This is a genomic window from Nocardia cyriacigeorgica, assembly GCF_010868145.1.
GTDB lineage: Bacteria > Actinomycetota > Actinomycetes > Mycobacteriales > Mycobacteriaceae > Nocardia > Nocardia cyriacigeorgica_D.
This window is the reverse complement of sequence record NZ_JAAGUY010000006.1, coordinates 54068-80651: the sequence shown is the minus strand read 5'-3', so window position 1 is coordinate 80651 and position 26584 is coordinate 54068. Positions and strand designations below refer to the sequence as shown.

The window sequence follows — 26584 nt, the reverse complement described above, 5'->3', positions numbered from 1 at the left end:
AACCCAGTGACATCTAGGTGCCCTATCCGGTGCACCGAAAGTTAACTGGTGCGATACTACAGACGTGGCCGCTGCTGACGATCGACCCGTCTGGGCTGTCCGGATGCGCTCGGAGCGCGACGCGAGAGGGTGGTCACAAGCAGACGCCGTCCGCGCGATGCGCGCCAAGTCATCCCACAACCTGCCGACCGACAGTACCTTGCTGCGTAACTGGCGGCGGTGGGAATCGGGCGAGTCCCGGCCCGACGAGTTCTACGCACCCATCATCGCGGCCGCCTTCGATACCGTCACCGCGGCGTTCTTTCCGAAGTCCCGACCCAATCGCGATGATGAGCTGCTGGCCGCAACCGGTATGGACACACTGGAATTCATCGGCCGCCTGCGTATGTCGGACGTCTCGCCCGCCACCCTCGAGACCATCCGGATCACCGCCGAGCGGCTGTGTTGTGAATACCCCTATACCGATCCGCACGAATTGCATGTCGAGGGAACCAACTGGCTGCGCCGGATCACCTCGCTGCTCGACGGCAGGCTGACTCTGGCCCAGCATCGCGAGGTGCTGGAACTGGCGGGCTGGGTGGCGTTGCTGGTGGGCTGTGTCGACTACGACCTGGGTAGGCGCACCACCGCCGAGGCCACTCGCCGCGCCGCTCGTTCGCTGGGCCAGGAAGCCGAGCATCCCGAAATCGTCGGCTGGAGTGCGGAAATGGCGGCGTGGTTCGCCTTGACCCAGGGCAACTATCGCGGTGCCATCGAGGTGGCGGATCCTGGCCTGGCCGACTGTGGTTCGTTCGGGGTGGGTGTACAGCTGGCCGCGCAGCGAGCCAAGGCGTGGGCCAGGATCGGCGACCGCCGGGAAGTGGATGCGGCATTGTCTGCGGGACGGGCGATTCTGGATCGGCTCGATCACCCGACCGATCTCGATAATCATTTCGTGGTCGATCCGCAGAAGTTCGACTTCTACGCGATGGATTGCTGCCGGGTCGCGGGCGACGACAAGTTGGCCGAGAGATATGCCAGGCAGGTGATCGCGGATGCCACCCGCGCCGACGGTTCGGTGCGGAATCCGATGCGGGTCTCGGAAGCTCACCTGACGCTGGCCGTGGTGGCGGTGCGCCAGCGCGATCTCGAACTCGCCGTCGATGAGGGAGTACGCGCCTTCTCCGGGAAGCGGCGCTCGCTGCCGTCGCTGATGTGGATCGCGGGCGAGGTGGCCCGCGAGATCATCGAACGTTTCCCCGGCGATCCGCGCACCCGCACCTACCTCGATCAGCTGCGCGCACTGTCCCCCGAGTGAGCCGGGCGAACACCGGCATACCGGACGCGGCCACGCCGAACGGGGGTTCATCGTGCCGGTAGCGACCCGCCCGCTATTACCCTGTTCCCGGTGACCGATTCCGCCGACGGCTCCCCGAGTACCGAACCCGCGTTCCGGGACGAACGTCTTCGGCTGTTCTCGTTCGCCACCGCCGAGAAGCGTGCCGACTACCTGCGCGTTCTCGATGCCTTCGATCGAGCCCGCGCCGCCTACGTGGTATTGCTGCACGCCGACGACGTCGCCGCCTGGATCGACACCGCCGACAACGCGGCCACCGAATCAGCCGGTACCGCCGCGTCGACCCGGCTCACCGCGGCAGAGATCGGCCCACTGCTCGATCAACTGCATCGCTGGGGTGTGCTGGAGCGCAGCTACGACGGCTCCCGGGCGGCGACCCTTGCCGAATACCGCAACCGGCATTTCGTGTACCAGTTCGCTCAGGCCGGGTTCCAGGCCTACCGGGCCGTCGCTGGTGTGCTGGAAGCCCGGCTCGACGATGTATCGCTGCCGAGGCTGGTGCTGCCGGAACTGCTGGCCGATCTCCACACCCTCGCCGAGGCCAACCGCGGCGCCGATGCCGAGCGGGTGTATCGGACATTGCGCAGGCTCGATATCGCGCTCACCGATATGGCCGGCCATGCGGCGCAGTTCTATCTGTCGCTGGGAGATCTGGTGCGAACGACCGAGATCACCCCGGAAGCGTTTCTCGCCCACAAGGACGCCTTGCTCGCGCATATGCGCGAGTTCGGTCTCGACCTGGCCCGGTTCGCGCCACGGCTGGCCGCGGCGATCACCGCGGTCGAGGACACGGGTATCGATGAGCTGATCGAGTTGGCAGCGGGCTGCGATGAGCGGGTGTTGCTGAGTCCGGCACGGAGGCAGGCGGATTGGCGCGCCCGCTGGGACGGTCTGCGCACCTGGTTTGTACCGCCGGAGGACACCGCGGGCGCGAGCACCGAGGCCGAGCGGCTGCGTGAGGCCACCATGAGCGCGATCGCGGCGGTGCTGTCGCTGTTGCGGCGAGTCACCGAAACGCGCAGGGGTGGGGTCAGCCGCGAATCGGCGCTGCGGCATCTGGCGGCCTGGTTCACCGCCGCACCCACCGCCGACAGCGCCCACGCACTCTTCGATGCTGTGTTCGGACTCGGCAGGCCGCGGCATCTGGCCACCGAACATCCCGACGCCGATATCGTGCCAGCGATCCGAACCTGGTGGGAGGCACCACCCTTGGAGATCTCGCGGACACTGGCAGAAACCGGACGGCCACCGTCGGCCGGTGCGCCGGCCCGGATCCATCGCAACGACGCGGGTATTCGGCGGTTGCGCGACACCCAGTTGGCGGCCCAGCGGGAGCGCGCGGCGGCGGCGCGATCGCTGGCGGGTGCCGACGTGCACGAGCGGGTGCTCGATGCGCGGGAGACCGAAGTGCTGCTGCGCCTGCTCGACGCCGCCTCGACGGCGTGGGTGCCGGTCAGCGGACGGGTCGAGGGCACCAGCGGTTCCGACAGCGGGGTCACGCTCACCGTCTCCGCGCATACCGGTTCCACCGAGGTCCGCACGGCTGCGGGCGTGCTGCATCTGAACAATCGCAAGCTCGAGGTCCGGCAGGCGACACGCGCATCGAATCGCACGGCCGCGACCGGCGGCACGGGGGGCCAGGCATGACCACACGCGGACGCATCGACGCTCTCGCGCTGGACAACTATCAGCGCGCGGCCCGCGTAGTGCTGGCCAATCACCTGGTCACCCGCACCTACCCGGATCGCATCGCCCTGCCGCTGGTGCGGCGCTGGGCCACTGAGTTGCGCGAGGACCTGGCGGAGCTGTTCGGTTACCGGCTGGAGGTCACCGAGACCACGGCGCGGGTGTTCCCGGTGCTGGACCGGTTGGACGCGAGCAGGCCTGCGCGGACACCCGCCGACCGGGTGTTCGACCGGCGTCGCTACGCGTATCTGGCGCTGGCGCTGGCCGCGTTGGGTCGGGCCGGTGATCAGATCACCCTGTCCGAGCTCGCCGACCAGGTGGCGGTGTACACCGCGCGAGTGGACGGGCTCGACCTGGCGACCGATCGTGCCGCCGACCGCGACGCCTTCGTCGATGCGGTGGGCTGGCTGGCCACCCGCGGGGCACTGACCTTGGCCGACGGCGATGCGAGCGGTTGGGCCTCGGACCCGAATGCGGGCGAGGCGCTCTACGACATCGACCGCGCGGTGGTGTTCGCGCTGTTCCGGCCGTCGCGGGCCTTGCAGCACCTGCACAGTGTGCACGGGTTGCTCGGTGAACCCACTGCCACCGGCCCGGCGTCGACTCGCCATTCCCAGGCGGCGCGGCACGTGCGGCGGGCACTGGTCGAGCGGCCGGTGGTGTATGCGGCCGACCTCGCGGCCGACGAACTGCCGCTGTTGACCCAGGATCGGCTCATCGCCGAGGTCGAACTGTTCACCGGTCTGCGTGCCGAACGCCGCGCCGAGGGTGTGGCCTTGATCGATACGTCCGGGCGGTTGTCCGATGTCCGGTTTCCCGGCACCGGGACACTCGCCCAGGTCGGTTTGCTGCTGGCGGGCGAGATCGCGGATCGGGTCCTCGATATCGACGATCCGATCACCCGGCGCACCGGGGCCACCGACCCCGCCTCCGCACTCGCGGCCGATCTCGACGCGGCGATCCCGCAGTCGTCGGTCTTCGAACCGCTGAGCGAACTCGATGCGGCGCCAACCGAATCCGATGAGCTGGCCACCGAGTCAGCGCCGGAGCCCGATCACCCCTTCCTCGACACCGCCTGGATCGAGGAGACCGTGCGCGCGCTCACCGACCGCTACGGCGCCACCTTCGCCGCCCAGTGGCAGGCCGACGTCCCAGGTCTCACCGCCGAGGTGATCGCGTTGCTCGACCGGCTGCGCCTGATTGTCCGGGTGCCGGACGGCCTGCTGGTACTGCCCGCGTTGGCGCGCTATCGGGGCGCGGTGGTCACTGTGCGCGCGAAGAAGTCGGCCGAGTTGTTCGTCACCGCAGCCGAGACATTCCCGTCCTCGGACACCGCCGAACCGAACGAGACCGCGCCGACCCTCGCGGCAGGTGGCGCCGTTGCCGTCGACCCCGTCGTGTCCCCCACCGATGACCGACTTCACCGGGAACCCGTGCTGGACGCGGCCGGTACGGAAGGAGCCGAGTAGATGTCGCTCATTCACGGCGGGGTGCGGTTCGTGCCGACCCGCGCGGGGATCGTGAACCTGTGGGATTACCGCGATCAGGAGTTCTGCTTCGCCGATGGCAGGCTGGTGCTGCGTGGGCCCAACGGTTCGGGCAAGACGAAGGCCCTCGAGGTGCTGTTCCCGTTCGTGCTCGACGGCAGGATCGAGCCGCGGCGGCTCAACCCGTTCGCCGGTGAAGAGCGCACCATGAAGTCGAACCTGCTCTACCGCAAGCAGGAATCGGCCTACTCCTATATCTGGATGGAGTTCTCGCGCGGCCACTGGGACGACCCCGAGGTGGTGACCGTCGGTATCGGTATGCGGGCCACGCGCTCCTCGGACAAGGTGACGCGCTGGTATTTCGTGGCCGACGGCCGCGTCGGTGTCGACTTCTCCCTGCTCGGGCCGGATGACCGGCCGTTCACCCGGAAACAGCTGGCCGAACAGATCGGTTCGGATGCCATCGTCGACCGCCCGGTGGAGTATCGGGCCGCGATCGACGCGCGCATGTTCGGGCTCGGCACCCAACGCTACGACCAGCTCATCAACCTGATCCTCACGCTGCGCCGCCCGCAGCTGGCCAAGAATCTCGATCCGCGCGGCTTGTCGCAGGCGCTGACCGACGGACTGCGGCCGCTGGACGATCAGCTGATCATGGATGCCGCCCGCTCGTTCAGCGATATGGAGGAGGTCGGGCGCACGCTGGCGGGATTGGTCCAGGCCGACACCGCGACCAGGGATTTCGTATCGGTGTACCGGAAATATCTTGCGGTACAGGCCAAGACCGATGTCGAGCAGGTCGCCACCCGCCTGGACGCGGTCACCCACGCCGGGACCGCGCTGTTCGCGGCGACGGCGCTGCGCGAGCGTCGCGAGGGCGAACGCACCGCGGCCGAGGCACGCGCCGATGACGCCGACCGCGCCTACGAGCAGGCCATCGCCGATCGGGAGACGCTGCAACGTTCCAGCGCCTATGAGGGCAAACAGCAGCTCGACGATCTCGCCGACGCGGTCCGCCGATTGGAGACCTCCGCGAGCGCGCATCGCGACAAGTCGGTCAAAGCGGCCCAGACCCTCGATCAGCGTGCCCAGGAAGCCGAACGTGCCGCTGCCGCGGTCGCCACCACGGCGACCGCGCTCTCCCGGGGCGAGGACGAGTTACGCGCGGCGGCCGAGGAGGCGGGGATCTCCTGGACACCGCTGCCGGATCTGTCACGGGCCGACCAGGTCACCACCGCCGTGCGCGGCCACGCCGAAGAACGCGACGCCGATGTCCGCGCCGTCCGTCACGCGCTCGGCTTGCTCGATACCGCCTCGGCGGAGCGCACCAGGGCCGAACGTCTCGCCGATCGGGCTCGCACGGCCCGTGATGGGGCCGCCGCCGAGATCGCCCGCGCCGAAGCAGCGGTGACGGTGGCGCGCACCGAAGCGAGTGCGGCGTTGCGCGACTGGTGGAGCACGCACCGCGAGGTGTATGCCCCCCAGGGAAACGACATCGTCGACGCGCTGGAGACGGCAGTCGCCCAGACCGGGGCCGACGAGGTCGCGGGCCTGCCGGAAACCCTCGCCGAGCATGCCGAACCATTGCTCGACGAGTTGCGCACTCGTCGTCAGGAGGCGAAGGCGCGCGCTGCCGCCGCGGCCGAGCAGATCCGCGGACTCCGGTCGGAGCGCGACCGGGTCGCTGCCCAGCGTGACGATGCACCGCCGGCCTCTCCGACCCGGACCGACGCTCGCGACGGCTTGCCCGGCGCACCACTCTGGCGGCTCATCCGTTTCGCCGACGATGTGCCCGCCGAATCCGCCGCGGGCATCGAATCCGCGCTTGCGGCCGCCGGCCTGCTCGACGGCTGGCTCTGCGCGGAGGCCGACCGCCCCGCCGACTACCACTCGGAGGCATTCCTCGTCCCGCTGCCCGCAGACGCACGCCCGGCCGGCCGCACCCTCGCCGACGTGCTGGTCGTGGAGGAGGATTCCGACGAGCTGACCGTCCCGCGGGCTGAAGTAGCGGCTGTGCTGGCGTCGATCGCAGTCCGCGACGCCGACTCGAACGACTGCACCATCGCCTGCGACCTCGCCGATCACGTTGGCCACGCCGGTGCCACGCGCAGTGGCCCCGAGGCCGGGTCGTCGACAGTTGCGGATTCCGCTGGGCCCGCTGCGGTCTCGGCCTCCGGCCATTTCCGGCTCGGCGTACAGCTGGGCCGCCACCACAAGCCCCAGGCCGAGTTCATCGGCACCACCGCCCGCGCCCGCAGGCGCGAATTGCGTATCGCCGAACTGGATCAGGCGATCGAGGCCGCCACCGCCGAGCAGCAGGCAGCCACCGACGACGAATCCGGGGCCAGTGCGCAGCTCGCACGCATCAGCGCCGCCGCCAAGGCTCTCCCGCGCCCAACCGGCGTGACCGCGGCCCTGCGCGCGGTATCCGAATGCGCGGGCATGCTGCGCTCCAAGACCGAGGCCGCGACGCAGGCCGATGCTGACCTCGATCAGGCGGTCGCGCAGGCGTCGGCGGCCGATAAGGCCATGCGCGCCGCCGCCGTAGCGCACCGCACCCCACGCGACCCGCGTGAGATCGATGCCCTGGCCGCGACGATCCGGCATTTCGAGAACACCGGCACCGGTCTGCTGCGCCTGCGCGCCGAACACGAGCGCGATCGCGAACGGGAACGCGAGGCCGGCGACCGCCATATCGAGGCACGCGACCTCGCCGAGGCGTTCGCCGAGGAAGCCGAGGCCGCACAGTCCGGCTTCGAGGAGCAATCGCGCAAGTTGGAAACGCTGCGCGATTCGCTCGGTGCGAGCGCCGCCGATATCGATCGGGACCTGGAGCAGGCACGCGAACGCATCGAGGCGGCAAGGGCCGAGCAGAAGGCCGCGCGCAAGGCCGCCAATACCGCGATCGAAGCGGTCGGCGACGCCGAGGCCGCCTACCGCACGGCGCACGAGTCGCTGGGTACCGCGCTCACCGAAGTGCTCGCCGATGTCCGCGCGCTGGCGCCCTACGCGCAGCCCGATCTGCTGGCTCTGCTCGGCGCGAACACCGAATGCCGGTGGCCGAGTAGTGATGCCGCGTGGTCCACACCCGACCAGCTGCTGTATCGGATCGCCTCGGCCGGGCCGGAATCCGAGCCCGCGGTGCTGCCCGACGAGGTGGCCGAGCTGTTCGCCGAGCTGCGCACCGCGACCGAATCTGTGCGCGCCACCGAAGCGGGCCGCAAGTCGACCCGCAGCGCGGTGACCACGGCGCTTCAGGAGTTCGATGCCGCACTGGCCGCCTCGGGACGCGACTATCGGGTGCACTGGGACGCCGCCGACGGACTGACGGTAGTGCGAGTCCATGATGATCACGGTGTCGCCCCGCTCGCGGACTTCGCCGATCGTGTCGACGCCGCGCGGCGTGATCAAGAGCTGCTGCTCACCGACGCCGAGCGCCGCATCCTCGAAGACGCACTGCTGACCGGTCTCGCCCAGCAGATCCACGAACGCACCAGCGACGCCCGTGAACTGATCAGCCGGATGAGTACCGAGATGAAGCAGCGACGCATGTCGTCCGGCAACACCATCGGCGTGCACTGGCTGCTCGCCGACGGGTTGTCCGATGCTGCACGCGCAATGTGCAAACTGCTCGACCGCGATACCTCGGCACTCGGCGCCGAAGACTTGGCAGCGATCCGCGCCCATTTCGCGTCCGAAATCCGCGCCGCCCGCGCCGCCCACCCGGAACGCTCCTACCCCGAAATCCTCGCCGCGACCTTGGATTACCGCACGTGGCGGGTGTTCTCGTTCACGCTGATTTCCGGCGACGGCACCGAGGACCGCCTCACCGTCGCCCGCCACAGCGCCCTGTCCGGTGGTGAGCAGTCGGTCTCACTGCATCTGCCGCTGTTCGCCGCGGCCCACGTCATGCTCGATTCCGCCGACCCACAAGCACCGCGCCTGTTGGCTCTCGATGAGGCCTTCGCCGGCGTCGACGACAACGGCCGCAGCGAATTGCTCGGCCTCAGCGTCCAATTCGATCTCGACCTGTTCATGACCGGCTACGACCTGTGGATCACCTACCCCCACGTCCCCGCCTGCGCCCACTACGACCTGGCCCATTCCACCGCAGAGAACACCGTCAGCGCCACCCTGCTCATCTGGGACGCCGGCGACCTCCTTGCCGAACACGACGGCACCGACCTCACCACCGCCCTACACTCCCCCAACCGGCGGCGATTGCCGCATTCGATTCATGGCGGGTTGCCGCTGGAACCCGTCGGGTGAATCGCAGGCGGCTGATGTCGAGCGAGGTGCGGACACCGGCAGACTTCGCCGAGGAAGTAGCCCCCCGTCGACGGTTCATTCCTCCTCGGTGTTCGTACCGTGGGTGCGTACCTCTCTCAATCGGTCGAATGCGCGATCGACAACACTGTCACCCACGCCGGTGCCTCGCAGTGCCGCATGCAGTGTGTCCAGGTCAACGGCATGGACGAGTTCTTCTTTATAGTGTTTATCGACGAAATCGGAAAAGGACTCGCCCCGGGGATCGTCAGGGGAATCAGGTATGCAGGTTTCGATGGGATAGCCGGGGTAGCGTCCAGCGATAAGTGCCTCATACGCTTCAGAATCCACGGGGTCCCAGCAGCCGGGTCGGTAGTCCTGTCCGGCCTCTTCGAACATGCCTGTCTCGAGTGCGATGACGAACGTTTCGAGCCATGCTTCCAGGGAAGGGTATCGGATATTCCGGAACTCGTCCTTGCTGCGGAACTCGATGAGCTGCCCAGGTGTGCCGTCGAAGGCGCCCTGTAGATCGACGCACATATAGTCACCGTAGATGTTCGCCAGGAACGGGACCCAACCTGCGCCCCACCACAGATCCTCGAAACCTTCGGTCTCTTTGACCCACAACATATCTTCGATGGCGGCAGCAGTGTCTTCGGTCGACATGAGAAACCAGAGAGACTCCAGACATCCATCGTTTCTGTCCTGCCCGTTATGCCAGGTGAACAGTTCCCGAAGCAGCACAGGGAGCTCACCACCGACATCACGCGCGAGCTCGTCGACGTCGGCCTCCGGAGCTCCGGGCATGAGCCCGGCATAGTAGACGGGCCGATTCACCGCGAGCCACTGGTCGAGTCGCGCGAGGAGCGGGTGCATACCCCGAATCTACCGACAGAGAATGCAACTCGTAGTGTCAAAGCCGGGAAGTAGTATCCGGCTCGGGTCGGGCAGCAAATCCGGTCGCTCGTCGGTGTACCAGGCGTACTCGATCCCGCTCAACCAGCCGCCCTCGACCCACACGATGACCTCCCCGACCGGCGTGCCGTTTCGATCGCTCACCGCAGCACTGGCGGAGATTCCGTCCATCGAGACGGATGCCGGCGCCGCACCGGGCGCTACCGCCAAGTCGACGCTGGGCGATCCCACGCCCCAGGTGGCGACCACCCGCGCGTACGGCGGTTGCGTCAGGTATTCACTCACCCCTGGTGCGTCGGACGACAGCAACTTCCTGACGACTCCACCTCCAGATCGGTCAGTGTCCGCGGCTGTATTGGGGTGTTACTCATCTCGCTCGGCAGACTACATCGATCGCTCATTCGCCATCCGGCCACCAGATCGCCAACGCCAACACCACAAGCGGCACACCGGTCGCGACCCCGAGCCCGACAATTTCCCAAACACTCACCGCCCCACCCCGATCGTCGACCACCGCGCAAACGACAAACGAGGTAACACCACCTCCACATCGGCAATCTCCATGACATTGTTCAGTTCCAGAGGTCCGAGATGTTCTGGTGCGGCAGGATCACCAGTTCAGCCCACGCGCTGCGCACCTGATCAGCAGTGGGCAGCACCGAGAACTCGGCGGGCCACACGACCGGATATCCGAGGCGTCGAGCGAGCCGCTGGATCTGCGCCGCATCCCAGTACGTCCTGAATGTCCTGGGGGGCTTGCGATGTCATCGGGATCGGCTCCGAACGAACGCCTACGCGCTGCGATCGCGGACGCGGGGCTCACAAACCAAGCACTGGCCGTGCAGATTGAACTCGACCCGAAGAGCGTCCATCGCTGGGTTATCAACGGGGTCGTTCCACGTCGAACCACCGCCCGTAAAGCCGCCGCGCTGCTGGGTGTCGCCGTCGGCTTTCTGTGGCCGGACCTGGATCTGGCGACAAACCAAGCCGCACAACGAGAAATCGTCGGCATCTACCCCACCGAGCCGACACGCCACGCCACTTGTGGCTGGATCTACTGTCGAGGACCGCACCTTCGCCTACGAGCTGGGCTATCTGAAGTCGCTTCCGAGGGCGGGGTGGCTGCGCGCCGGGATCACCGATGGTGAATCTGTCGCTGCGCATTCGTGGCGGGTGGCTGTGCCGGCGTTCGCGCCTGCCGTGATCGAGGGCGCGGACGCGGAGCGAGCGGCGCTGTGGCTATTCCATGACATTCCGGAAACTCGATACGGTGACGTACGAGCCTCGGGAAAGGCTTACGTCACCCAGGTTCCGGCTGTCGACGTGGTGGCCGATCAGACCGCCGGTCTGCCTGAGGAACTCGCGGAGTGCATTCGTGCCGCCGTCGCCGAACATGAGTCCGCCAAGCAGCCCGGGGCGAGCATCGAAGCGCTGTGCTCGCGAGATACCGACACACTCGATCCGCTGCTCACCGCTCGCAAATACCAAGACGCAGGGCGCGGAGCCGCGTCGATGGACCGGTTCGTTCGCAGCATGATCCCTCTCATCACGACAGCGACCGGTAAAGCACTGGCCGAGGCCGCACTAGCCGTGCCGCCGACCGCGTGGCGGGACGAGTTCGCCAGGAAGTTCGGCACTGCGAAAGCAATCGAACGACCCAAACGCAAGTCATACGACCAACTGGACCAGATGATCGGCACGTTCTGGCCGCCGCAATCACATGCCAGGCCACGACGATCGTCACCTGGAACACGGCCGACTTTCCCGCGGACAGCTTGGATCCTTGGCATATCGTAGCCATGACCCCGGACGACTTTCTCGTCGAGCAGGTCAGCATCGACGGCAGGCGCGTGTGGGCGTGCGTCCAGCAGATCGCCGATTCCCGGCGCAACCCACCCGAAACGACAGAGGACGTCCTCGACGCACTCGAGCGAGCGGGGATGGTGGAGTCCGTTGCCGCCCTTCGCGCGGGTCGCTGGAGCTGAAGTCGAAGCCCTACCCGGTGTTCTGACCGGTCGGGAGTCTTCCCCATTCGATCCACGGTGGGCTCGCGCTGGAATCGGTCGGCTGAGCACTGCCCTCGCACCGAGGCGGACTTCACCGCAAGCGTCGTCATTACCGGCCGGTTATGCACGCCGGACAGCAGATTCTGCCCACATCGGCGTATCGGTCTACTGTTCGGAAGACGCGCGCCGCGACTCGTCGTGCAGGATCTCGAGGAGTTCCTGTTCCAGCGCGACGAATTCGGGCGCCGTGATCGTCGCCAGGTCCCGTGGTCGTGGGAGATCGACGCGCACCTCGTGACGCACGGTGGCGGGGCGCGCCGACAACACGATCACGCGATCCGACAGGTAGACGGCCTCGCGGATGTCGTGGGTGATCATCAGGACCGTCCACCGGTAGCGCTGCCACACCTGCTGCAACCACGACTGCATCTCGGTCCGTGTCAACGAGTCGAGCGCGCCGAACGGTTCGTCCAGCAGCAGCACCTCACGTTCCTGCACGACGGTGCGCAGCATCGCCGCCCGCTGTCGCATCCCGCCCGACAGCTGGGCGGGCCGGGCGTTCTCGAACCCGGCCAGTCCGAACACCGGGAACAGATCGAGGGCGCGGCGGCGAGCCTCCAACTTGGGAACGCCCTGGACCTGCAAGCCGAGGATCGTGTTGTCGAGGATGGTCCGCCAAGGGAACAGCAGATCCTTCTGCGGCATATAAGCGCAGTGCGAGGCCGGGTTGTCGTCATCGGTCGCGCGGAAGTGGACACCGCCCGAATCGGGGGATTCCAGTCCGGCCAGCATGTTGAAAACGGTGCTCTTCCCGCACCCGCTCGGCCCGATGACGCTGACGAACTCGCCCGACCGGACCGTGAACGAGACCCCGCCGAGCACCTCGAGATCGGGGCTGCGCCGCCCGGGTCGCGGAAACGACTTCCTGAGCCGGTCGACGACGAGCCGGTCGTCCGCGTCGTCAAGCACGGCCGCTCCTGTTCTCCGCGAGGGCCCATGGCGCGACCAGTCGTTCGATCACGAACGTCGCCAGATACAGCGCGATGCTCAACAGTGCGGTCACCAGCACCGCCGCCAGCACCAAATCGGTGCGGAACGAATTCTTCTGCAAGCTCATGTAGATGCCGAGGCCCGCACTGGCACCGACGTACTCGGCGAACACGGCACCCACCACCGCGTAGGTGATCCCGATGCGCAAGGCGGTGAAGAACCGAGGCACCGCCGAGGGCAACCGCACATACCGGAACACCTGAACCCGGGAAGCGCCCATACTCCGCAACAACGCGCCCGCCTCCCGGTCGGCCGCCGCGAACCCCTCGATCAGGCCGATCGCCATCGGGAAGAAGGTCACCAGCGAGACCACCAGGATCTTCGGCAGCAGCCCGAATCCGAACCAGATGATCATCAGCGGCGCGATCGCGACGATCGGCAGGGTCTGCGACGCGACGAACAACGGCACGAAGGCGCGCCGCAACCACGGGGAGAAGTCCACGATGATCGCCAGCACCCAGGCCAGCGTCAGCGAGACCGCGAACCCGATCAGCGTCACCTGCACAGTGGCCGCCGCGTGGGTGCCGATCTCGTCGCGGTGCGCCCACCCCTGCCGCACCACCCGCAGGGGTGATGGCAGCACCTGCGGGCGGATACCGCTGGTCGAGACGTAGATCTGCCAGACGGCGACCAGCACGGCCACCATCACCACGGACGGAACGGCCCACCGGATACCGCCCGGGCGAGCCGTTTCGCCTACCGCGATGTCACGGGTTGGTGAGGTACTCATTGGTGAAATAGCTCGACCAGTCGGGTTCCTCGGACAGCGGCGTACCGTCGGGCCCGGTCAGTAGGCCACCCCGATACAGGAAGCCGGAGTTCGCCGCCCACTGCGCCAACGTCTGGCCGCCCACCCGGCCGTCGGCGTCTTTCATGAATTGCTCGGCCAGCATGCGCTGACTTTCGAAGACCAAAGCCTCATCGTTGAACGCGCCCGGGTTGGCCTCGATCAGGTCCTCGGCCGCCGCGTCGGGGTTGTCGGCGGCGAACTGGTAGCCGCGTTGCAGAGCCTGCACGAAGTGCCGTGCGCGGTCGGGATTCGCGGCGAGCCAGTCCTCATTGGCGTCGATCACGATCGCGTACGCGTCGGGAAAGCCGAAATCCGTGTAGCGGAAGTACCTCATCGGCGTGCCGTGATGTTCGGCCTCGATGCCCTCCCACGCCAGATAGGAGACGGTGAAGTCGGCCTTACCGGAATACACCGCCTCGTAGGCGGATGATCCCAGCGTCACCGATGTGAAATCGCCGGTGCCACCGTCGTTGCGGATGACCTGTTGCAGCGCTTCCTTCTCGCCCGGGTCGCCGAAGCCCGCGTAGGTCTTGCCGTCCAAGTCCTTCGGGCCCGCGATATCGGCGCGGTCGGCGCGCACACCGATCCCCGTCGCCCAGTGCTGCAAGGGTGCGAGCACCGATTTCGTGCGCGCACCGGCCGCGCGGGCGAACGTGGCCGAATTGTGCGTGCTGATACCGAATTCCGCGTTCCCGGCGTCGACCACGGTGTCGACCGACGTGTTGTTGTACGGCAGGATCTGCACGTCGAGGCCGGCGTCGGCGAAGTAGCCTCGCTGCATCGCGACGTAGAGCCCGGTGTGGTTGGTGTTCGGCGTCCAGTCCAGCGCGAAGCGGATCGTGTCATCGGAGCTGCCACCCGACCCGCAGGCGGTGAGCGCCGAAAGCGCGGCGACGGCGGTGACGGCGACCGCGAGCGCGCGGCGCACACGGCCGTTCATCCGGCCGGCCACGGCTGCGGATGCAGGGCGGTGTCCCAGAACATCAACTCGTACCGCGTCGCGAGGGTGAACGCCGCCGCCATCGCCTCCCGCTCACGCTCGCCCGCCGACTCGGCGGCCGCGTCGACCAGGGAGCGGGCTGTGGCGGCGGACTTCTGGAAATCCTCGGCACCGTAGGTGGTGACCCACCGCGCGTACGGGTGGTCCGGGTCGGCGGCGACCACCTGCGCGGCGCTCTCGGCGAGGTCGCGGCCGACCTCGGCGTAGATCCAGAAGCAGGGCAGCGCCGCCGCGGCGGCGACCGCGTAGGGCTCTGTCGCGGCGGTGGCGATCAGGTAGGACACATATGCCAGACACGTCTGCGAATGCTCCGGCTCACCGTCGCGCGGCGGCAGCGCCCCGCTGCTGAGCAGCTCCTCGTGCATCGCCGATTCGACGGCGGCAGCGGTGGCCGACGAGTTCGCCCAGAACGCGGCGGTCTGCGGATCCGGCGATTTCGAGGCCAGGATGGCCAGCGCCTTCGAGTACCCGGTCAGGTACAGCGAATCCTGTTCGATATAAGTGCGGAACACCTCGGGCGGCAAGGTGCCATCACCGAGCCGTCGCAGGAATTCGAGGTCGTCGATCGCGACCCGAAGGACCTTCGTCCGGTCCCAGAGCTGGTCGGTGAACCGACCCGTGTTCGTCGTGTGGGCGTGCAACGCCGTGACATCCCTTCGTCAGCATTACCTGAACAGGTTCGCCGGGTGTGTTCTCAGCCTCGCGGTAGCGAAGCACCCCGTGTCCGACGACCGACCATAGCAGTGCCTATCCCCGCGAAGGGGATGTCCGTCCGGCCCTCGACCGCCGCAGAGCGCCCGGTAAGTGTCGCGCGTCACAGTCGAACCCCTGCATTAGGCAAGGCTTTCCTGCATTCGACCGATCTGGATAGACTGCGCGTGACTACCCGCCCGAACGATGCGTAGGGGTTCCTCTGTGCCCGAAGACAGCCTGACCGGCGACCGTCCTGAGACGGCCGCCGACCCGAAACAGGCCAAACAAGCCGAGAAGGCGGCGCGCAACGCGATACTCGCGCCGGTGCGCGGACGCCTGGCGATCGCCAGCGCGATCGTGTTCGCCTCCGCACTGTGCGCGGTACTGCCGTTCGTGCTGATCGTCGAGGCCGCCCGGCGGCTCCTCGACGGTGACACCACCGATGTGTGGCAGCCGGTGCTGGTAGCGCTGATCCTGCTCGGCCTGCGCGGCATGCTGTACTCCGGCGCGCTGCTGTGGACCCACGTCATCGACGCCGACAACCAGCTGCATCTGCGGCAGTCGCTGGCCGACAAGCTGCGGCGCGTACCACTGGGCTGGTTCGGGGCCCGCACCTCGGGCGAGGTCAAGAAACTCCTCCAGGACGATGTGGAGTCGATCCACTACCTGGTTGCCCACGCGCAGATGGAGTTCACCGCCGCGATCGTGACACCCATCCTGACGCTTGGCTATCTGTTCCTCGTCGACTGGCGGCTCGCGCTGGCCCTCCTTGCGCCGCTGGCCCTGTACGGGGTGGCGCTCGGCGCGATGATGGGCCGCAACTACGACGAGAAGATGCGCGAATACACCGAGTGGGAGAAGCGCTCGGAGTCGGCGACAGTCGAGTTCGTCGACGGCATCCAGGTGGTGCGGGCGTTCGGCCAGGCCCGCCGCGCCCACCACCGCTACCGCGACGCGGTCGAGGGATTCACCGATTACTTCAAGGCGTGGGCGACGCCGATGACGCGGATCGAGGCGTCGGCGAGCCTGCTGCTGAATCCGGTGTTCCTCATGGTGGTCGTGCTCGCCGTCGGTCTGCCGCTGGTGTCGGGCGGCATGTCCGCGCTGGATCTGCTGCCGTTCCTGCTGCTCGGCCTCGGACTCGGCACCACGGTGCTGACGGTCGGCTACTCGGCGCAGTCGCTGCGTCAGGCCGACGCGGCGTGCCTGCGACTATATGAGCAGTTGCAGGTCGCGGAGCTGGAGCAGATCGACCAGGCAGAGGCCGAGGGCGTGGAGCCGGGGACCGTCCGGTTCGAGGACGTGCAGTTCGGCTACCACGAAGGCCACGATGTACTGCAGGGCGTCACGGCGACGCTGCGGCCGGGCACTATCACCGCGCTGGTCGGACCGAGCGGGTCCGGCAAGTCGACCATGGCGAAACTGCTGCCGCGGTTCCACGACGTCACGCGGGGCCGTATCACCATCGATGGCCAGGACATTCGCTCCATGCGGCAGGAGGACCTGTACCGGCGCGTGGCATTCGTGTTCCAGGACGTGCGCCTGCTCCACGACACGGTGCGCGCGAACCTGGCGCTGGCGCGGCCGGACGCGAGCGACGAGGAAATCGAGCGCGTCGCGCGCGCGTCGCAGATCCACGAGCGCATCCTGGAACTCCCGCGCGGTTACGACTCCGTGATCGGCGATGACGCGCGGCTGTCCGGCGGTGAGGCGCAACGACTCTCGATCGCTCGCGCGCTGCTGGCCGACGCACCGATCCTGGTGCTCGACGAGGCGACCGCGTTCGCCGACCCAGAATCGGAAGCGGCGATCCAGGACGCTCTGGCCGAACTGGTCGCCGGGCGCACGGTACTGGTGATCGCGCATCGCCTGCACACCATCACCGGCGTCGACGAGTTGCTCGTCCTCGAGGACGGCAAACTGGTCGAGCAGGGCACACACGACGAATTGCTCGCGGCGGCCGGAACCTACCGCGGGCTATGGGACGCGAACGAGGCCGCGGTCCGCGATCTCGACGAAATCGAGGGAGCCGCACGATGATTCGCCAGCTCACCCGACTGGTGCCCGAGGCGCACCGGCCGCTGCTCCCCCGCTACGGCACCGCGCTGATCGTGCTGTCGATCGCGCAGGGCATCGCCTACGTCCTGCTCGCGCCGCTGCTCGAAGACGTTTTCGCCGATCGCCTCGATCGCGCGGGCTGGTGGCTCGCTGGGATCGTGGCCGCCTACCTGGTGGTCGCCGCCGCCAGCTTCCTGCAGGCTCAGATCGGCCTGCGCATCGGCGTCGCGCTCATGCGCCACCTGCAGATGCGGCTCGGCGATCACCTGGGCGCCATGCCACTCGGCGCGTTCGGCCCGGCCACTTCGGGCCAGGCGTCACGCTTGATCACCTCCAGCACCCGCGAGGTGATGGGCGTGTTCGCGCACCTGCTCACGCCACTGGTCACCGCCGTGCTGGTGCCGATGACGGTCGCTGTCGGCATGCTGTTCATCGACTGGCGGATCTCCCTGGCGATGGTGGTGAGCGCACCTGTCCTCTACTTCGTGAACAAGTGGGGCGGGTCGCTCTACGCACACGCCACCGTGGGCCAGCATCAGGCTGCCGCCGAGGCCAACTCCCGCGTCATCGAATTCGCCCAGGCGCAACCGGTGCTGCGCGCTTTCGGCGCCGACGACGCGGGCACCGACGCGCTGCGGACGGCGCTGCGCGAACAGGGCCGCGCCACCACGCGCTCCATCTGGGCGTCCGTGCCCGGCCTGGTGATCTTCGCCTTCGTCGTGCAGCTGACGTTCATTCCCCTGGTGTGGCTGGCGATCTCGCTGTCCACGTCGGGCGAAATCTCGGTGCCGGTCGCGATCGCATTGATCGCCGTGAGCTCCCGGTTCGTCGAGCCGCTCAACCAGGCCGCCGAGTTGTCGACGGCCATCCGCCGCGCGATGGTCGCGGTGAACAAGATCAACAAGTTCCTCGACACCCCGGTGGTCGCCGAGCCGGCCGAGCCCACGCAGCCGGTCGACGCCGGTGTCCGGTTCGACGACGTCACTTTCGGCTACCGGTCGGACAACACCGTGCTGGAGGGCGTGTCGTTCAAGGCACCGGCGGGGACGACCACCGCGATCGTCGGACCCAGCGGCGCGGGCAAGACCACGGTGCTCCGGTTGGCCGCCCGGTTCTACGACGCGGACCGCGGCCGCATCCTGCTCGGCGACCGCGATGTCCGCGATCTGACCTCGGAGACCCTGCTGAACCAGGTCTCCCTCGTCTTCCAGGACGTGTACCTGTTCGACCAGACGGTCCTGGACAACATCCGCGTCGGACGACCGGACGCCACCGACGACGAAGTGCTCCAGGCGGCCCGCACCGCGCGGGTCGACGAGATCGCCGCACGGCTGCCCGAGGGCTGGGACACCCGCGTCGGCGAGGGCGGCACCGCGCTGTCGGGCGGTGAGCGCCAGCGCATCTCGATCGCGCGGGCCCTGCTCAAGAACGCGCCCATCGTGCTCCTCGACGAGGCGACCAGCGCCCTCGACCCGCAGAACGAGGCCGCCGTCGTGCGCGGTATCCGCGAACTCACCCAGGGCAAAACCGTGCTCGTGGTCGCCCACCGCCTGCCAACCATCCGCCACGCCGACCAGATCCTGTTCCTCGATGAGGGCGGGATCGTGGAGCGCGGCACGCACGACGAGCTGGTCGCGGCCGACGGGCGGTACGCGGCGTTCTGGTCGGAACGCACCCGGGCGGCCGGGTGGAGGCTCACCGCCGCACGCGGCTGAGGATCGCTTCGACGACCAGTCCCCCCGGTGGCAGCTTCGCGCGCGAATGCGCTGCCGCCCGGGGGATTCCCGGCGGGATCTGTTCCCTGGTGAAGCGCTGCGCTGCGGTGCGGAGCAGAACCGGCTCCGGCTGCATCCGGCATTCATCAGCGACACCCAGCGATGCCCGAATCAGCCCGTCACCTACCCAACGTCCCTTCCTGTGCCCACCAGACCTCGCCCATCCTGACTGGCGTGGATCGCGACATCTCGGGTCGAGAATCAGGGCAGGTGGGCGCCGGGAGTATGGCCGAAGGTCTTGCGGAAGGTGTCGATGAATGCGCTGGCCGAAGCCCAGCCGCAGCGGTGAGCGACGGTGGTGACCGGGGTTTTCTCGGCGAGCAGGACCAGTGCGTGGTGCAGGCGTAGTTGAGTGCGCCACTGCGGGAAGGTCAAGCCGAGGTCATTGTGGAACAGCCGCGACAGCGTGCGGTCGCTGGCTCCGACTTCGCGGCCGAGTTCGGTCAGAGTGCGGGTGTCGCCGGGGTTGTCGGCGAGCAGCGCACACACCGTCCGCAACAAGGGTGCCGTGGGGGTGGGCAGGTGCAGTGGTTGTTGTGGTGAGGCACGCAACTGGTCGAGCAGGACCGCGCGAAGCCGCATGCGTTCCGGGGTGTCTCTGGTGTCGCGGGTGAAGGCAAGGATCAGCTCCCGCAGCAAAGGGCCGACGGTCAGCACCGTGGGTGAGGTGAGCCCGAGTGGATTGTCGGTCGCAGGGAGGCCGAGCACGTGCAGCTCCAGTTCGCCGTAAGCACGGTGAGCGTGGACGGTACCGGCGGGTACCCAGATGGCGTGCGTCCCGGGAGCAACCCACGTGCCCGCGCTGGTGGTGATCGACAGCACGCCGCGCCCGGCATAGATGATCTGGTGGTCATCGTGACGGTGAGCGTCGATCTGCTCGCCGGGCGCGAGGAGTTGAGCGCGGGTCGGCGCGACAGACTGATGGCGGATTTCCATTACAACGTGTCAGTTTATTGGAAGCGGGACAGCGGCCCCGGTGGTGAGCATGGAATCCATGCGCCGAAACACTTCCATCTTGTTGCTATCCGCCGGCCATGCCTGCGTTGACGTCTACCAGGGCGCCATCGCCGCGCTCGTACCATTCTTCGTCGCTGACCGGGCCTACACCTACGCCGCCGCATCGGGCATCGTGCTTGCGGCGTCACTGCTGTCCTCCGTGGTCCAACCGCTCTTCGGCGCGCTCACCGACCGTTGGTCGATGCCGGGGCTGCTGCCGTTGAGCACCATGGTCGGTGGCGCGGGAGTCGCGGCCAGCGGCTTGTCGGGGTCCTACGCGCTCACCTTGGTGTTCGCCGCCATCTCGGGGATCGGAGTCGCGGCCTATCATCCCGAAGCCGCTCGGATCGCTCGGGCAACCAGCCAGGGCAGCCACACCTCCATGGCGTACTTCTCCACCGGCGGCAATATCGGCTTCGCCCTGGCGCCATTGCTGGTCGCCGGCACGGTCGCGTTCGGTGGGTTGAACTGGACTCCACTACTGCTGATTCCCGCGTTGGCCGGGGCCGCGATGACACTACCGGTGCTGCTGGCCCTGCAACGGCGCCGGGCCGCCGGTGCCGCGGAGTTCGCGCCCAGCGGTCACGACGACATCCCGTCATTTCTCAGGCTGTCGCTGGCCGTGGTGTTCCGCTCGATCGCGTTCGTCGGTTTGAGCACCTTCATTGCCGTCTACGTCGAGCAGCGGATGCACGGAAGCGCGCTCGCGGGCACCGCGGCACTGTTCGTCCTCTTCCTCGGTGGCGTGTTCGGCTCGGTCCTGGGTGGGCACCTGGTCGGCCGCTCGGACAGGACGACCGTGTCGCGCCGGTCATATGCCATGAGCGCCTTGGCAATCGCCGGAGTCGTGTGCGTGTCGGGTCCAGGCATCTACCTGTTCGTGGCATTGACCTCGATCGGCCTCTACGTGCCGTTCTCACTCCAGGTCACCCTGAGTCAGGACTACCTACCCTCGCGGGTCGGCACCGCCGGCGGCGTCACCCTCGGACTCACCGTCTCCATCGGCGGACTGGCCAGCCCTCTGCTCGGCAGCCTCGCCGACGCCACCTCCCTCCAGGTCGCGTTGATCCCGCTGATAGTGATGCCCGTACTCAGCTCGCTACTGTTCGGCACCCTGCGCGACCCGGCCTCGCCACGGACCTCCGAAATGGTCACCTCGACAGCCTGATTCCATGCGGTCGATGGTCTCGTTCCCCACCCGGCCACCAGATCGCCAGCACCAACACAAGCTGCGGCGCACACCGACCGCGACCACGAGCCCGGCAACGACCCATCCGCTCACCGCCCGGCCTCAACCGTCGACCATCGTGCGAACGACAGACGCGGTAACACCACCTCGACGTCGGCAACCTCCATCACACGGTTCAGTTCGAGCGGCCCGAGATGCCCCGGTGCAGGCAGGATCACCACGCCGAACAGCCCGGGGCGCGCGTCGAAGCGCTGTGCTCGCGTGATGCCAACAAACTCGACCTGCTGCTGACCGCTCGCGAATAGTGCCATCAGTAGTGGTACCGGTCCTGGGCGAAGAGGATGTTGTCCGGGAAGGCACCCAGAAACGACGCACGATCCGTCGCCGGCCACGGACTCGGATCAGGCGGCACGCCGAACGTCATCGTGCGCCGTCGCCGACCGGAAACCCGCCGGCTCGGGCCAGCTCGTGCAGGATCGCTGCGGTGGAGCCGTCCAGCGGATAGAACAGCTCGATGGCGAGTTCGGCCAGGGTGACGTCGGATGGGGCACCGAACGTCATGGTGGTGCTGAACATTCGCAGCTCACCGGCGGCGGTGCGGATGCGTACCGGTATCGAGAACGGGCTCGGTGTCACCTCGTCGATGATCTCGTCGGGCTCCGCTGGCAGCGGATAGTGGGATACCTCGTCGTAGAGATCCTGCAGAGCCGGATCTCCAGTCGCACGCACCTGCCCGATCAGCCTCTCCAGGAGATACTTTCGGACCTGCCGGTAGTTGACCATCCGGGCGGGCGACGCCGGCCCTTCCGGGTACAGGGCGATGCGGTACACATTGGACGGCTCGGCGGCCACCTCGTCGGCGATCGCGGTCTCGAATAGTTTCATACCGCGATTCGCGGTGATGACGTTCCAGTACCGGTCCACCAGCACCGCCGGGTACGGCTCATGCGCGGCGAGCATGGTCTCCCACGCGATCCGCGTCGACGCCAGCTCCGCTTCGTCGAGCGGGCTGTCCCGATGCTCCGGCGTGAACCCGCCGGCCAACAGTACCGTATTCCGCTCTCGCGACGGCACATCCAGCGCCTCGCACAGCTTCAGCACCATCGCCCGGCTCGGCTGCGATCGGCCGGTCTCGAGGTAGGAAATGTGGCGCGCCGAACTGTCGGCCGCCAAGGCGAGCTCGAGCTGACTCAACCGTCGCCGGTGCCGCCATTGCCGCAACAACGCCCCGACCGGAGAACCCTGGTTGCCCTGTCGCACCCCCGCAGACTAGCGATCCCGTCCCCGCGGGCCCAATCGGTTCATGACCTGTGAGGTCATTGAGCACGCGATCAACGCCCTGGCAATCTCGTGGCTGAGCCCACCGGCTCATCAAGAGAGGAAGAACGCATGACCGACGATGTGACCACCGACAATGAGCTGAGGGCCCTTCTGCACGCTCAGATCGAGGCATGGGCGGCCGCAGACGGCGCCGCCTTCGCGGACACCTTCACCGAGGACGCCGTCTTCGTCTCGGTATTCGGCGAGTACATCCGAGGCCGCGGACCGATCGCGGCCACCGTGCAGGAGGGGTTGAACGGGTTCATGAAAGGGACCCGGATGCTGGAGCCGGAGGTGCTGAACTTGCATTTCCCGGTACCAGATACGGCGATCCTGATCACCCGGTCCGGACGGCCCGTACCACCGGGCACGACACCGGATCCCGACGAGAAATCGATCCAGACTCGGGTGGCCGTGTGCAGCCGAGGACATTGGCTGTTCAGCAGCTTCCAGAACACGCGCATCGGCGGCTTCCCCACCCCGGTGAACTGACCTCGGCTGCCATCGGGGCGCTGACGATTCACCCCGCTGCGGTTGACACGGAAGGTCGCTTCTAGCCTGCCATCGGGACGATGCCTGCCAGCGTGTCACCCAATTCCAACCGGGCCAGGTCGGCGTCATAGTGGGCCTGCATACCGACGCCCCAGCACCGCTCAGCGCACGCTGGCGTCAGGCACACGGGGCGGGCAGGGCAGGCCAGGGAACGTGGCCAACTCGAAATGCCACCACTCATTATCGAAAGTCCGGCAGAGCCCCCATCGGTTCCCGTTGGCTTCCAGCCACCGTGCACCCTCGATCGGGCCGACGTCGATGGCGTGGCCGGTGACGTGGGTGGATTCGTCGGGTGGCAGGACCCAGCGGCGAGCCTCGGCGGGGTTGCCGTGGGTGTGGATGCCGTCATCCCATAGCGCTTGTTGCTCGGCTGGGGTGCGGTAGCCGGAGGTGATGGACAGCGGGACGCCTGCGGCATGGGCCTCGTCGGCGGCCATCGTGTAGGCCAGTGCCAGCAGCGGGTTCAAGCCCTCGGTTCCGGCCGCGGCAATCGGCCGGACGGGGGCGGCGCCCGACGGCGGGGATGCCGGTTGGGATTCGGGCGCGGCCTTGGCGGGCCCGGCGACGCTCAGCGCGACGGCGAACGGCGCCACCGCAGCTGCGATCGCAATGCGGGCATGCCGCCGCGGACGACGTCTGTTGCGTGCTTCGCCGATTGGCCACATAGCGGTCGATCGTAGCGCGACGCGCCGAGCGTCCCAGGTCACGCCGGGTTCGGCGCGACCTGGGCGAACAGCTTGAAACGGCAACTGTCCACAAGGTTATACACGTGCTGTGGATCACATTCACCAAGCGGCAATGGTTTTCAGCTCCATCGCCGTCAAGGCTGTTGACCACCACCGATGTCGATTCGAGGCGCTCGGGAACCGCCTGCCGTGCAGCCGATTCCACTCAGAATCGGAGCTGTACACAGATCATCCCCATCATGTGCATAACCTATGACTCGCCCGAGTTCGGGGCGCGTCGCTCAGACGCGTTCCTTGGAGCGGGTGCGCACCCGGAGCGCGATCGGCTTCTGGGTCTCGGCGAAGAAGTCGTTGCCCTTGTCGTCGACGACGATGAAGGCCGGGAAGTCCTCGACGTCGATCTTCCAGACCGCTTCCATACCCAGCTCGGGGTATTCGAGCACCTCGACGTTCTTGATGCAGTCCAGGGCCAGACGCGCGGCGGGGCCACCGATCGAGCCGAGGTAGAAGCCGCCGTACTCCTTGCACGCCTTGGTCACCTGCGCGGAGCGGTTGCCCTTGGCCAACATGACGAATGAGCCACCCGCCGCCTGGAACTGGTCGACGTAGGAGTCCATGCGGCCCGCGGTGGTGGGGCCGAAGGAGCCGGAGGCGTAACCCTCGGGGGTCTTGGCCGGACCGGCGTAGTAGACGGCCATATCGCGCAGGTACTCCGGCATCGACTCGCCCGCGTCGAGGCGTTCCTTGATCTTGGCGTGGGCGATATCACGCGCAACCACCAGAGAGCCGGTCAGCGAAAGACGGGTCTTGACAGGGTACTTGGACAGTTCGGCGCGGATCTCGTCCATCGGGCGGTTCAGGTCGATCTGCACCACGTCGCCGCCGAGGATGTCCTCGGTTTGCTCCGGGAGGTACTGGGCCGGTTCGGTTTCCAGCTGCTCCAGGAAAATGCCGTCCTTGGTGATCTTGGCCAGGGCCTGGCGGTCGGCCGAGCAGGACACGGCGATGGCCACCGGACAGGACGCACCGTGGCGGGGCAGGCGCACCACGCGCACGTCATGGCAGAAGTATTTACCGCCGAACTGTGCGCCGATGCCGAATTCGCGGGTGAGCTGGAAGACCTCTTCCTCGAGCTCGACATCGCGGAACGCGTGCCCGGCCATCGAACCCTCGGTGGGCAGATTGTCCAGGTAGTGCGCGGACGCGTATTTGGCCGTCTTCAACGCGAATTCGGCACTGGTGCCGCCGATGACCACGGCGAGGTGGTACGGCGGGCAGGCCGCGGTGCCGAGCGAGCGGATCTTCTCGTCGAGGAACTCGAGCATGCGCTCGGGGTTCAGGATGGCCTTGGTCTCCTGGTACAGGAACGACTTGTTGGCAGAACCGCCGCCCTTGGCCATGAACAGGAACTTGTAGACCGGGTTGTCCTTGTCGCCTTCGGTGGCGTAGAGCTCGATCTGCGCGGGCAGGTTGGAGCCGGTGTTCTTCTCGTCCCACATGGTGATCGGCGCCAGCTGGGAGTAGCGCAGGTTCAGCCGGGAATAGGCATCGAACACGCCGCGGCTGATCGCCTCGGCGTCGTCGGCACCGGTGAGCACACCTTCGCTCTTCTTGCCCATCACGATCGCGGTGCCGGTGTCCTGACACATCGGCAGTACGCCACCGGCGGAGATGTTGAGGTTCTTCAGCAGATCCAGCGCGACGAAACGGTCGTTGCCGGAGGCCTCAGGGTCGTCGATGATCTTGCGCAGCTGGGCCAGGTGCGCGGGGCGCAGATAGTGGCTGATGTCGTGGATCGCGGTCTCGGTGAGCAGGCGCAGCGCCTCGGGCTCGACCTTCAGAAATGTGCGGCCGTCCACCTCGAAGGTGCTCACGCCCTCGGTCGTGAGCAGACGGTACGGGGTCTCGTCGGCGCCGATCGGCAGCAGATCGGAATAGCGGAACTCCGGCGCGGTCACGGCAACGCACTCCTTATGGGCAAGTGTCGGGCTCAGGCCACAGCCACGGCTGGACTGAAGCACAGCGAGCCTAACGACCGATCGGGACCACACCTGCGGTTAGGCAACCCTATCCACCTGTCGTGACACTGGGATGCGCCACAAAAGGTTGCACGTTCAACCCTGGGGGTGCTAACTCTCGTTCCAGCAGGTATCGCGCGGGGCGCCAAGCGCGCGGCACCTCAACCGATACACCGGAATTGGAGCGCCAACGTGACCGACCCCCACTGGCTCGATGACGTCGAGATGCGGGCCTGGCTGGGATTCGTCCGGACCCGCGACCTGATCGCGGCCGCCGTCGGACGCGATTCGACGCGGGAATCCGCCCTCACCTATGTCGAGTATTCGGTCCTCGCCTATCTCGTCGAGGACCCCGAACACTGTCTGACCTTCGCCGATCTGGCGGCCAAGCTCGAGTGGTCGCAGAGCAGGCTGTCGCATCAGATCACCCGGATGGAGAAGCGCGGCCTCGTGGCCCGCTCACCGATCCCCGACGACGCCCGCCGCACCGCGGCACGACTCACCGCACGCGGCCTCGAAGTGCTGGTCACGGCCGCACCCGCGCACGTCCAGAGCGTGCGCAGGCACATGATCGATGTGCTCGATCGTGAGCAGCTGGCGACCTTGGCCGATATCTACGACATCCTGCTCGGCCATCACCGCGGCTCGAACGGCGACGGAGCGTCGTCGTCGGACGCGGCGGCGGGAGACGCCCTCGGAATCGGTCACATGTCGACCACTAGCAGCGACGATGACGAGCCCGTCATGCCGTGATCTCCGAG

The 26584-nt window shown here is 67.5% G+C and carries 22 protein-coding genes and 1 riboswitch; of the genes, 11 read left to right on the top strand and 11 right to left on the bottom strand.

Going from position 1 to position 26584, the window contains the following annotated elements:
- Positions 1-157: 157 nt before the first annotated feature.
- From GV792_RS10575 to GV792_RS10560, 4 genes are all read left to right on the top strand, one after another.
- Positions 158-1297, top strand: a complete 1140-nt coding sequence (locus GV792_RS10575) for an XRE family transcriptional regulator (protein WP_163823878.1) — start codon at positions 158-160, stop codon at positions 1295-1297.
- Positions 1298-1387: 90 nt separating this feature from the next.
- Positions 1388-2983, top strand: coding sequence for a TIGR02677 family protein (locus GV792_RS10570; RefSeq protein WP_163823877.1), 1596 nt, complete (start codon positions 1388-1390; stop codon positions 2981-2983).
- Positions 2980-4491, top strand: a complete 1512-nt coding sequence (locus GV792_RS10565; RefSeq protein WP_163823876.1) for a TIGR02678 family protein — start codon at positions 2980-2982, stop codon at positions 4489-4491. The genes GV792_RS10570 and GV792_RS10565 overlap by 4 nt, the downstream gene beginning before the upstream one ends.
- Entirely contained in the window at positions 4492-8778 is a 4287-nt protein-coding gene (locus GV792_RS10560) for an SbcC/MukB-like Walker B domain-containing protein (RefSeq protein WP_163823875.1), read from the top strand.
- Between the two features lie 75 nt (positions 8779-8853).
- Here the strand turns inward: GV792_RS10560 and GV792_RS10555 are convergent, their stop codons facing one another.
- Together GV792_RS10555 and GV792_RS10550 are read right to left on the bottom strand one after the other, a co-directional pair.
- A complete protein-coding gene (locus GV792_RS10555; RefSeq protein ID WP_163823874.1) occupies positions 8854-9651 on the bottom strand; it encodes an SMI1/KNR4 family protein in 798 nt (265 codons plus the stop codon).
- 9 nt (positions 9652-9660) lie between these two features.
- Positions 9661-9975, bottom strand: a complete 315-nt coding sequence (locus tag GV792_RS10550; protein ID WP_309139097.1) for a hypothetical protein — start codon at positions 9973-9975, stop codon at positions 9661-9663.
- Between the two features lie 759 nt (positions 9976-10734).
- Here GV792_RS10550 and GV792_RS29245 point away from each other — a divergent pair.
- Both GV792_RS29245 and GV792_RS29240 read left to right on the top strand, forming a co-directional pair.
- Positions 10735-11487, top strand: a complete 753-nt coding sequence (locus GV792_RS29245) for an HD domain-containing protein (protein ID WP_163823872.1) — start codon at positions 10735-10737, stop codon at positions 11485-11487.
- 2 nt (positions 11488-11489) lie between these two features.
- Complete coding sequence (locus GV792_RS29240) at positions 11490-11675, top strand: hypothetical protein (protein ID WP_218580065.1); 186 nt, start codon at positions 11490-11492, stop codon at positions 11673-11675.
- Between the two features lie 186 nt (positions 11676-11861).
- Here GV792_RS29240 and GV792_RS10535 read toward each other — a convergent pair whose 3' ends face one another.
- From GV792_RS10535 to GV792_RS10520, 4 genes are all read right to left on the bottom strand, one after another.
- Entirely contained in the window at positions 11862-12665 is an 804-nt protein-coding gene (locus GV792_RS10535) for an ABC transporter ATP-binding protein (RefSeq protein WP_163823871.1), read from the bottom strand.
- Positions 12658-13476, bottom strand: a complete 819-nt coding sequence (locus tag GV792_RS10530) for an ABC transporter permease (RefSeq protein ID WP_163823870.1) — start codon at positions 13474-13476, stop codon at positions 12658-12660. Before GV792_RS10530 ends, GV792_RS10535 begins: the two co-directional genes overlap by 8 nt.
- On the bottom strand, positions 13454-14476 hold the full coding sequence (locus GV792_RS10525; protein WP_163823869.1) for an ABC transporter substrate-binding protein: 1023 nt from the start codon (positions 14474-14476) through the stop codon (positions 13454-13456). The genes GV792_RS10530 and GV792_RS10525 overlap by 23 nt, the downstream gene beginning before the upstream one ends.
- On the bottom strand, positions 14473-15177 hold the full coding sequence (locus GV792_RS10520; protein WP_163823868.1) for a TenA family protein: 705 nt from the start codon (positions 15175-15177) through the stop codon (positions 14473-14475). Before GV792_RS10520 ends, GV792_RS10525 begins: the two co-directional genes overlap by 4 nt.
- A riboswitch (TPP riboswitch) is annotated at positions 15171-15267 on the bottom strand. Its footprint overlaps the gene before it by 7 nt.
- Before the next feature lie 184 nt (positions 15268-15451).
- Between GV792_RS10520 and GV792_RS10515 the strand changes: the two genes are divergently transcribed.
- Entirely contained in the window at positions 15452-17269 is a 1818-nt protein-coding gene (locus GV792_RS10515) for an ABC transporter ATP-binding protein (protein WP_309139096.1), read from the top strand.
- Positions 17266-19002: an ABC transporter ATP-binding protein gene (locus GV792_RS10510; protein ID WP_163823866.1), complete on the top strand. Its 1737-nt coding sequence runs from the start codon at positions 17266-17268 to the stop codon at positions 19000-19002. Before GV792_RS10515 ends, GV792_RS10510 begins: the two co-directional genes overlap by 4 nt.
- Before the next feature lie 261 nt (positions 19003-19263).
- Here GV792_RS10510 and GV792_RS10505 read toward each other — a convergent pair whose 3' ends face one another.
- Positions 19264-19998: an AraC family transcriptional regulator gene (locus GV792_RS10505; RefSeq protein ID WP_163823865.1), complete on the bottom strand. Its 735-nt coding sequence runs from the start codon at positions 19996-19998 to the stop codon at positions 19264-19266.
- Positions 19999-20077: 79 nt separating this feature from the next.
- Here GV792_RS10505 and GV792_RS10500 point away from each other — a divergent pair, with 79 nt between their 5' ends.
- Entirely contained in the window at positions 20078-21226 is a 1149-nt protein-coding gene (locus tag GV792_RS10500) for an MFS transporter (protein ID WP_218581191.1), read from the top strand.
- Between the two features lie 110 nt (positions 21227-21336).
- On the opposite strand, the gene GV792_RS10495 is transcribed toward GV792_RS10500, so the two are convergent.
- Together GV792_RS10495 and GV792_RS10490 are read right to left on the bottom strand one after the other, a co-directional pair.
- The gene (locus tag GV792_RS10495) at positions 21337-21558 is read right to left on the bottom strand and encodes a hypothetical protein (RefSeq protein WP_163823818.1); all 222 of its coding nucleotides are present in this window, start codon (positions 21556-21558) and stop codon (positions 21337-21339) included.
- Between the two features lie 109 nt (positions 21559-21667).
- Complete coding sequence (locus GV792_RS10490; RefSeq protein ID WP_163823863.1) at positions 21668-22507, bottom strand: helix-turn-helix domain-containing protein; 840 nt, start codon at positions 22505-22507, stop codon at positions 21668-21670.
- A gap of 129 nt (positions 22508-22636) precedes the next feature.
- On the opposite strand from GV792_RS10490, the gene GV792_RS10485 reads away from it, so the two are divergent.
- Complete coding sequence (locus GV792_RS10485) at positions 22637-23059, top strand: SgcJ/EcaC family oxidoreductase (RefSeq protein WP_163823862.1); 423 nt, start codon at positions 22637-22639, stop codon at positions 23057-23059.
- A gap of 161 nt (positions 23060-23220) precedes the next feature.
- Here GV792_RS10485 and GV792_RS10480 read toward each other — a convergent pair whose 3' ends face one another.
- Together GV792_RS10480 and GV792_RS10475 are read right to left on the bottom strand one after the other, a co-directional pair.
- Positions 23221-23784 carry a M15 family metallopeptidase gene (locus GV792_RS10480; RefSeq protein ID WP_163823861.1) on the bottom strand — a complete coding sequence of 188 codons (564 nt, stop codon included), beginning with the start codon at positions 23782-23784 and terminating at the stop codon, positions 23221-23223.
- Between the two features lie 302 nt (positions 23785-24086).
- Complete coding sequence (locus GV792_RS10475) at positions 24087-25763, bottom strand: fumarate hydratase (RefSeq protein WP_163823860.1); 1677 nt, start codon at positions 25761-25763, stop codon at positions 24087-24089.
- A 252-nt stretch (positions 25764-26015) separates the two neighbouring features.
- Between GV792_RS10475 and GV792_RS10470 the strand changes: the two genes are divergently transcribed.
- Positions 26016-26576: a MarR family winged helix-turn-helix transcriptional regulator gene (locus GV792_RS10470; protein ID WP_309138722.1), complete on the top strand. Its 561-nt coding sequence runs from the start codon at positions 26016-26018 to the stop codon at positions 26574-26576.
- The last annotated feature ends 8 nt before the right edge of the window (positions 26577-26584 follow it).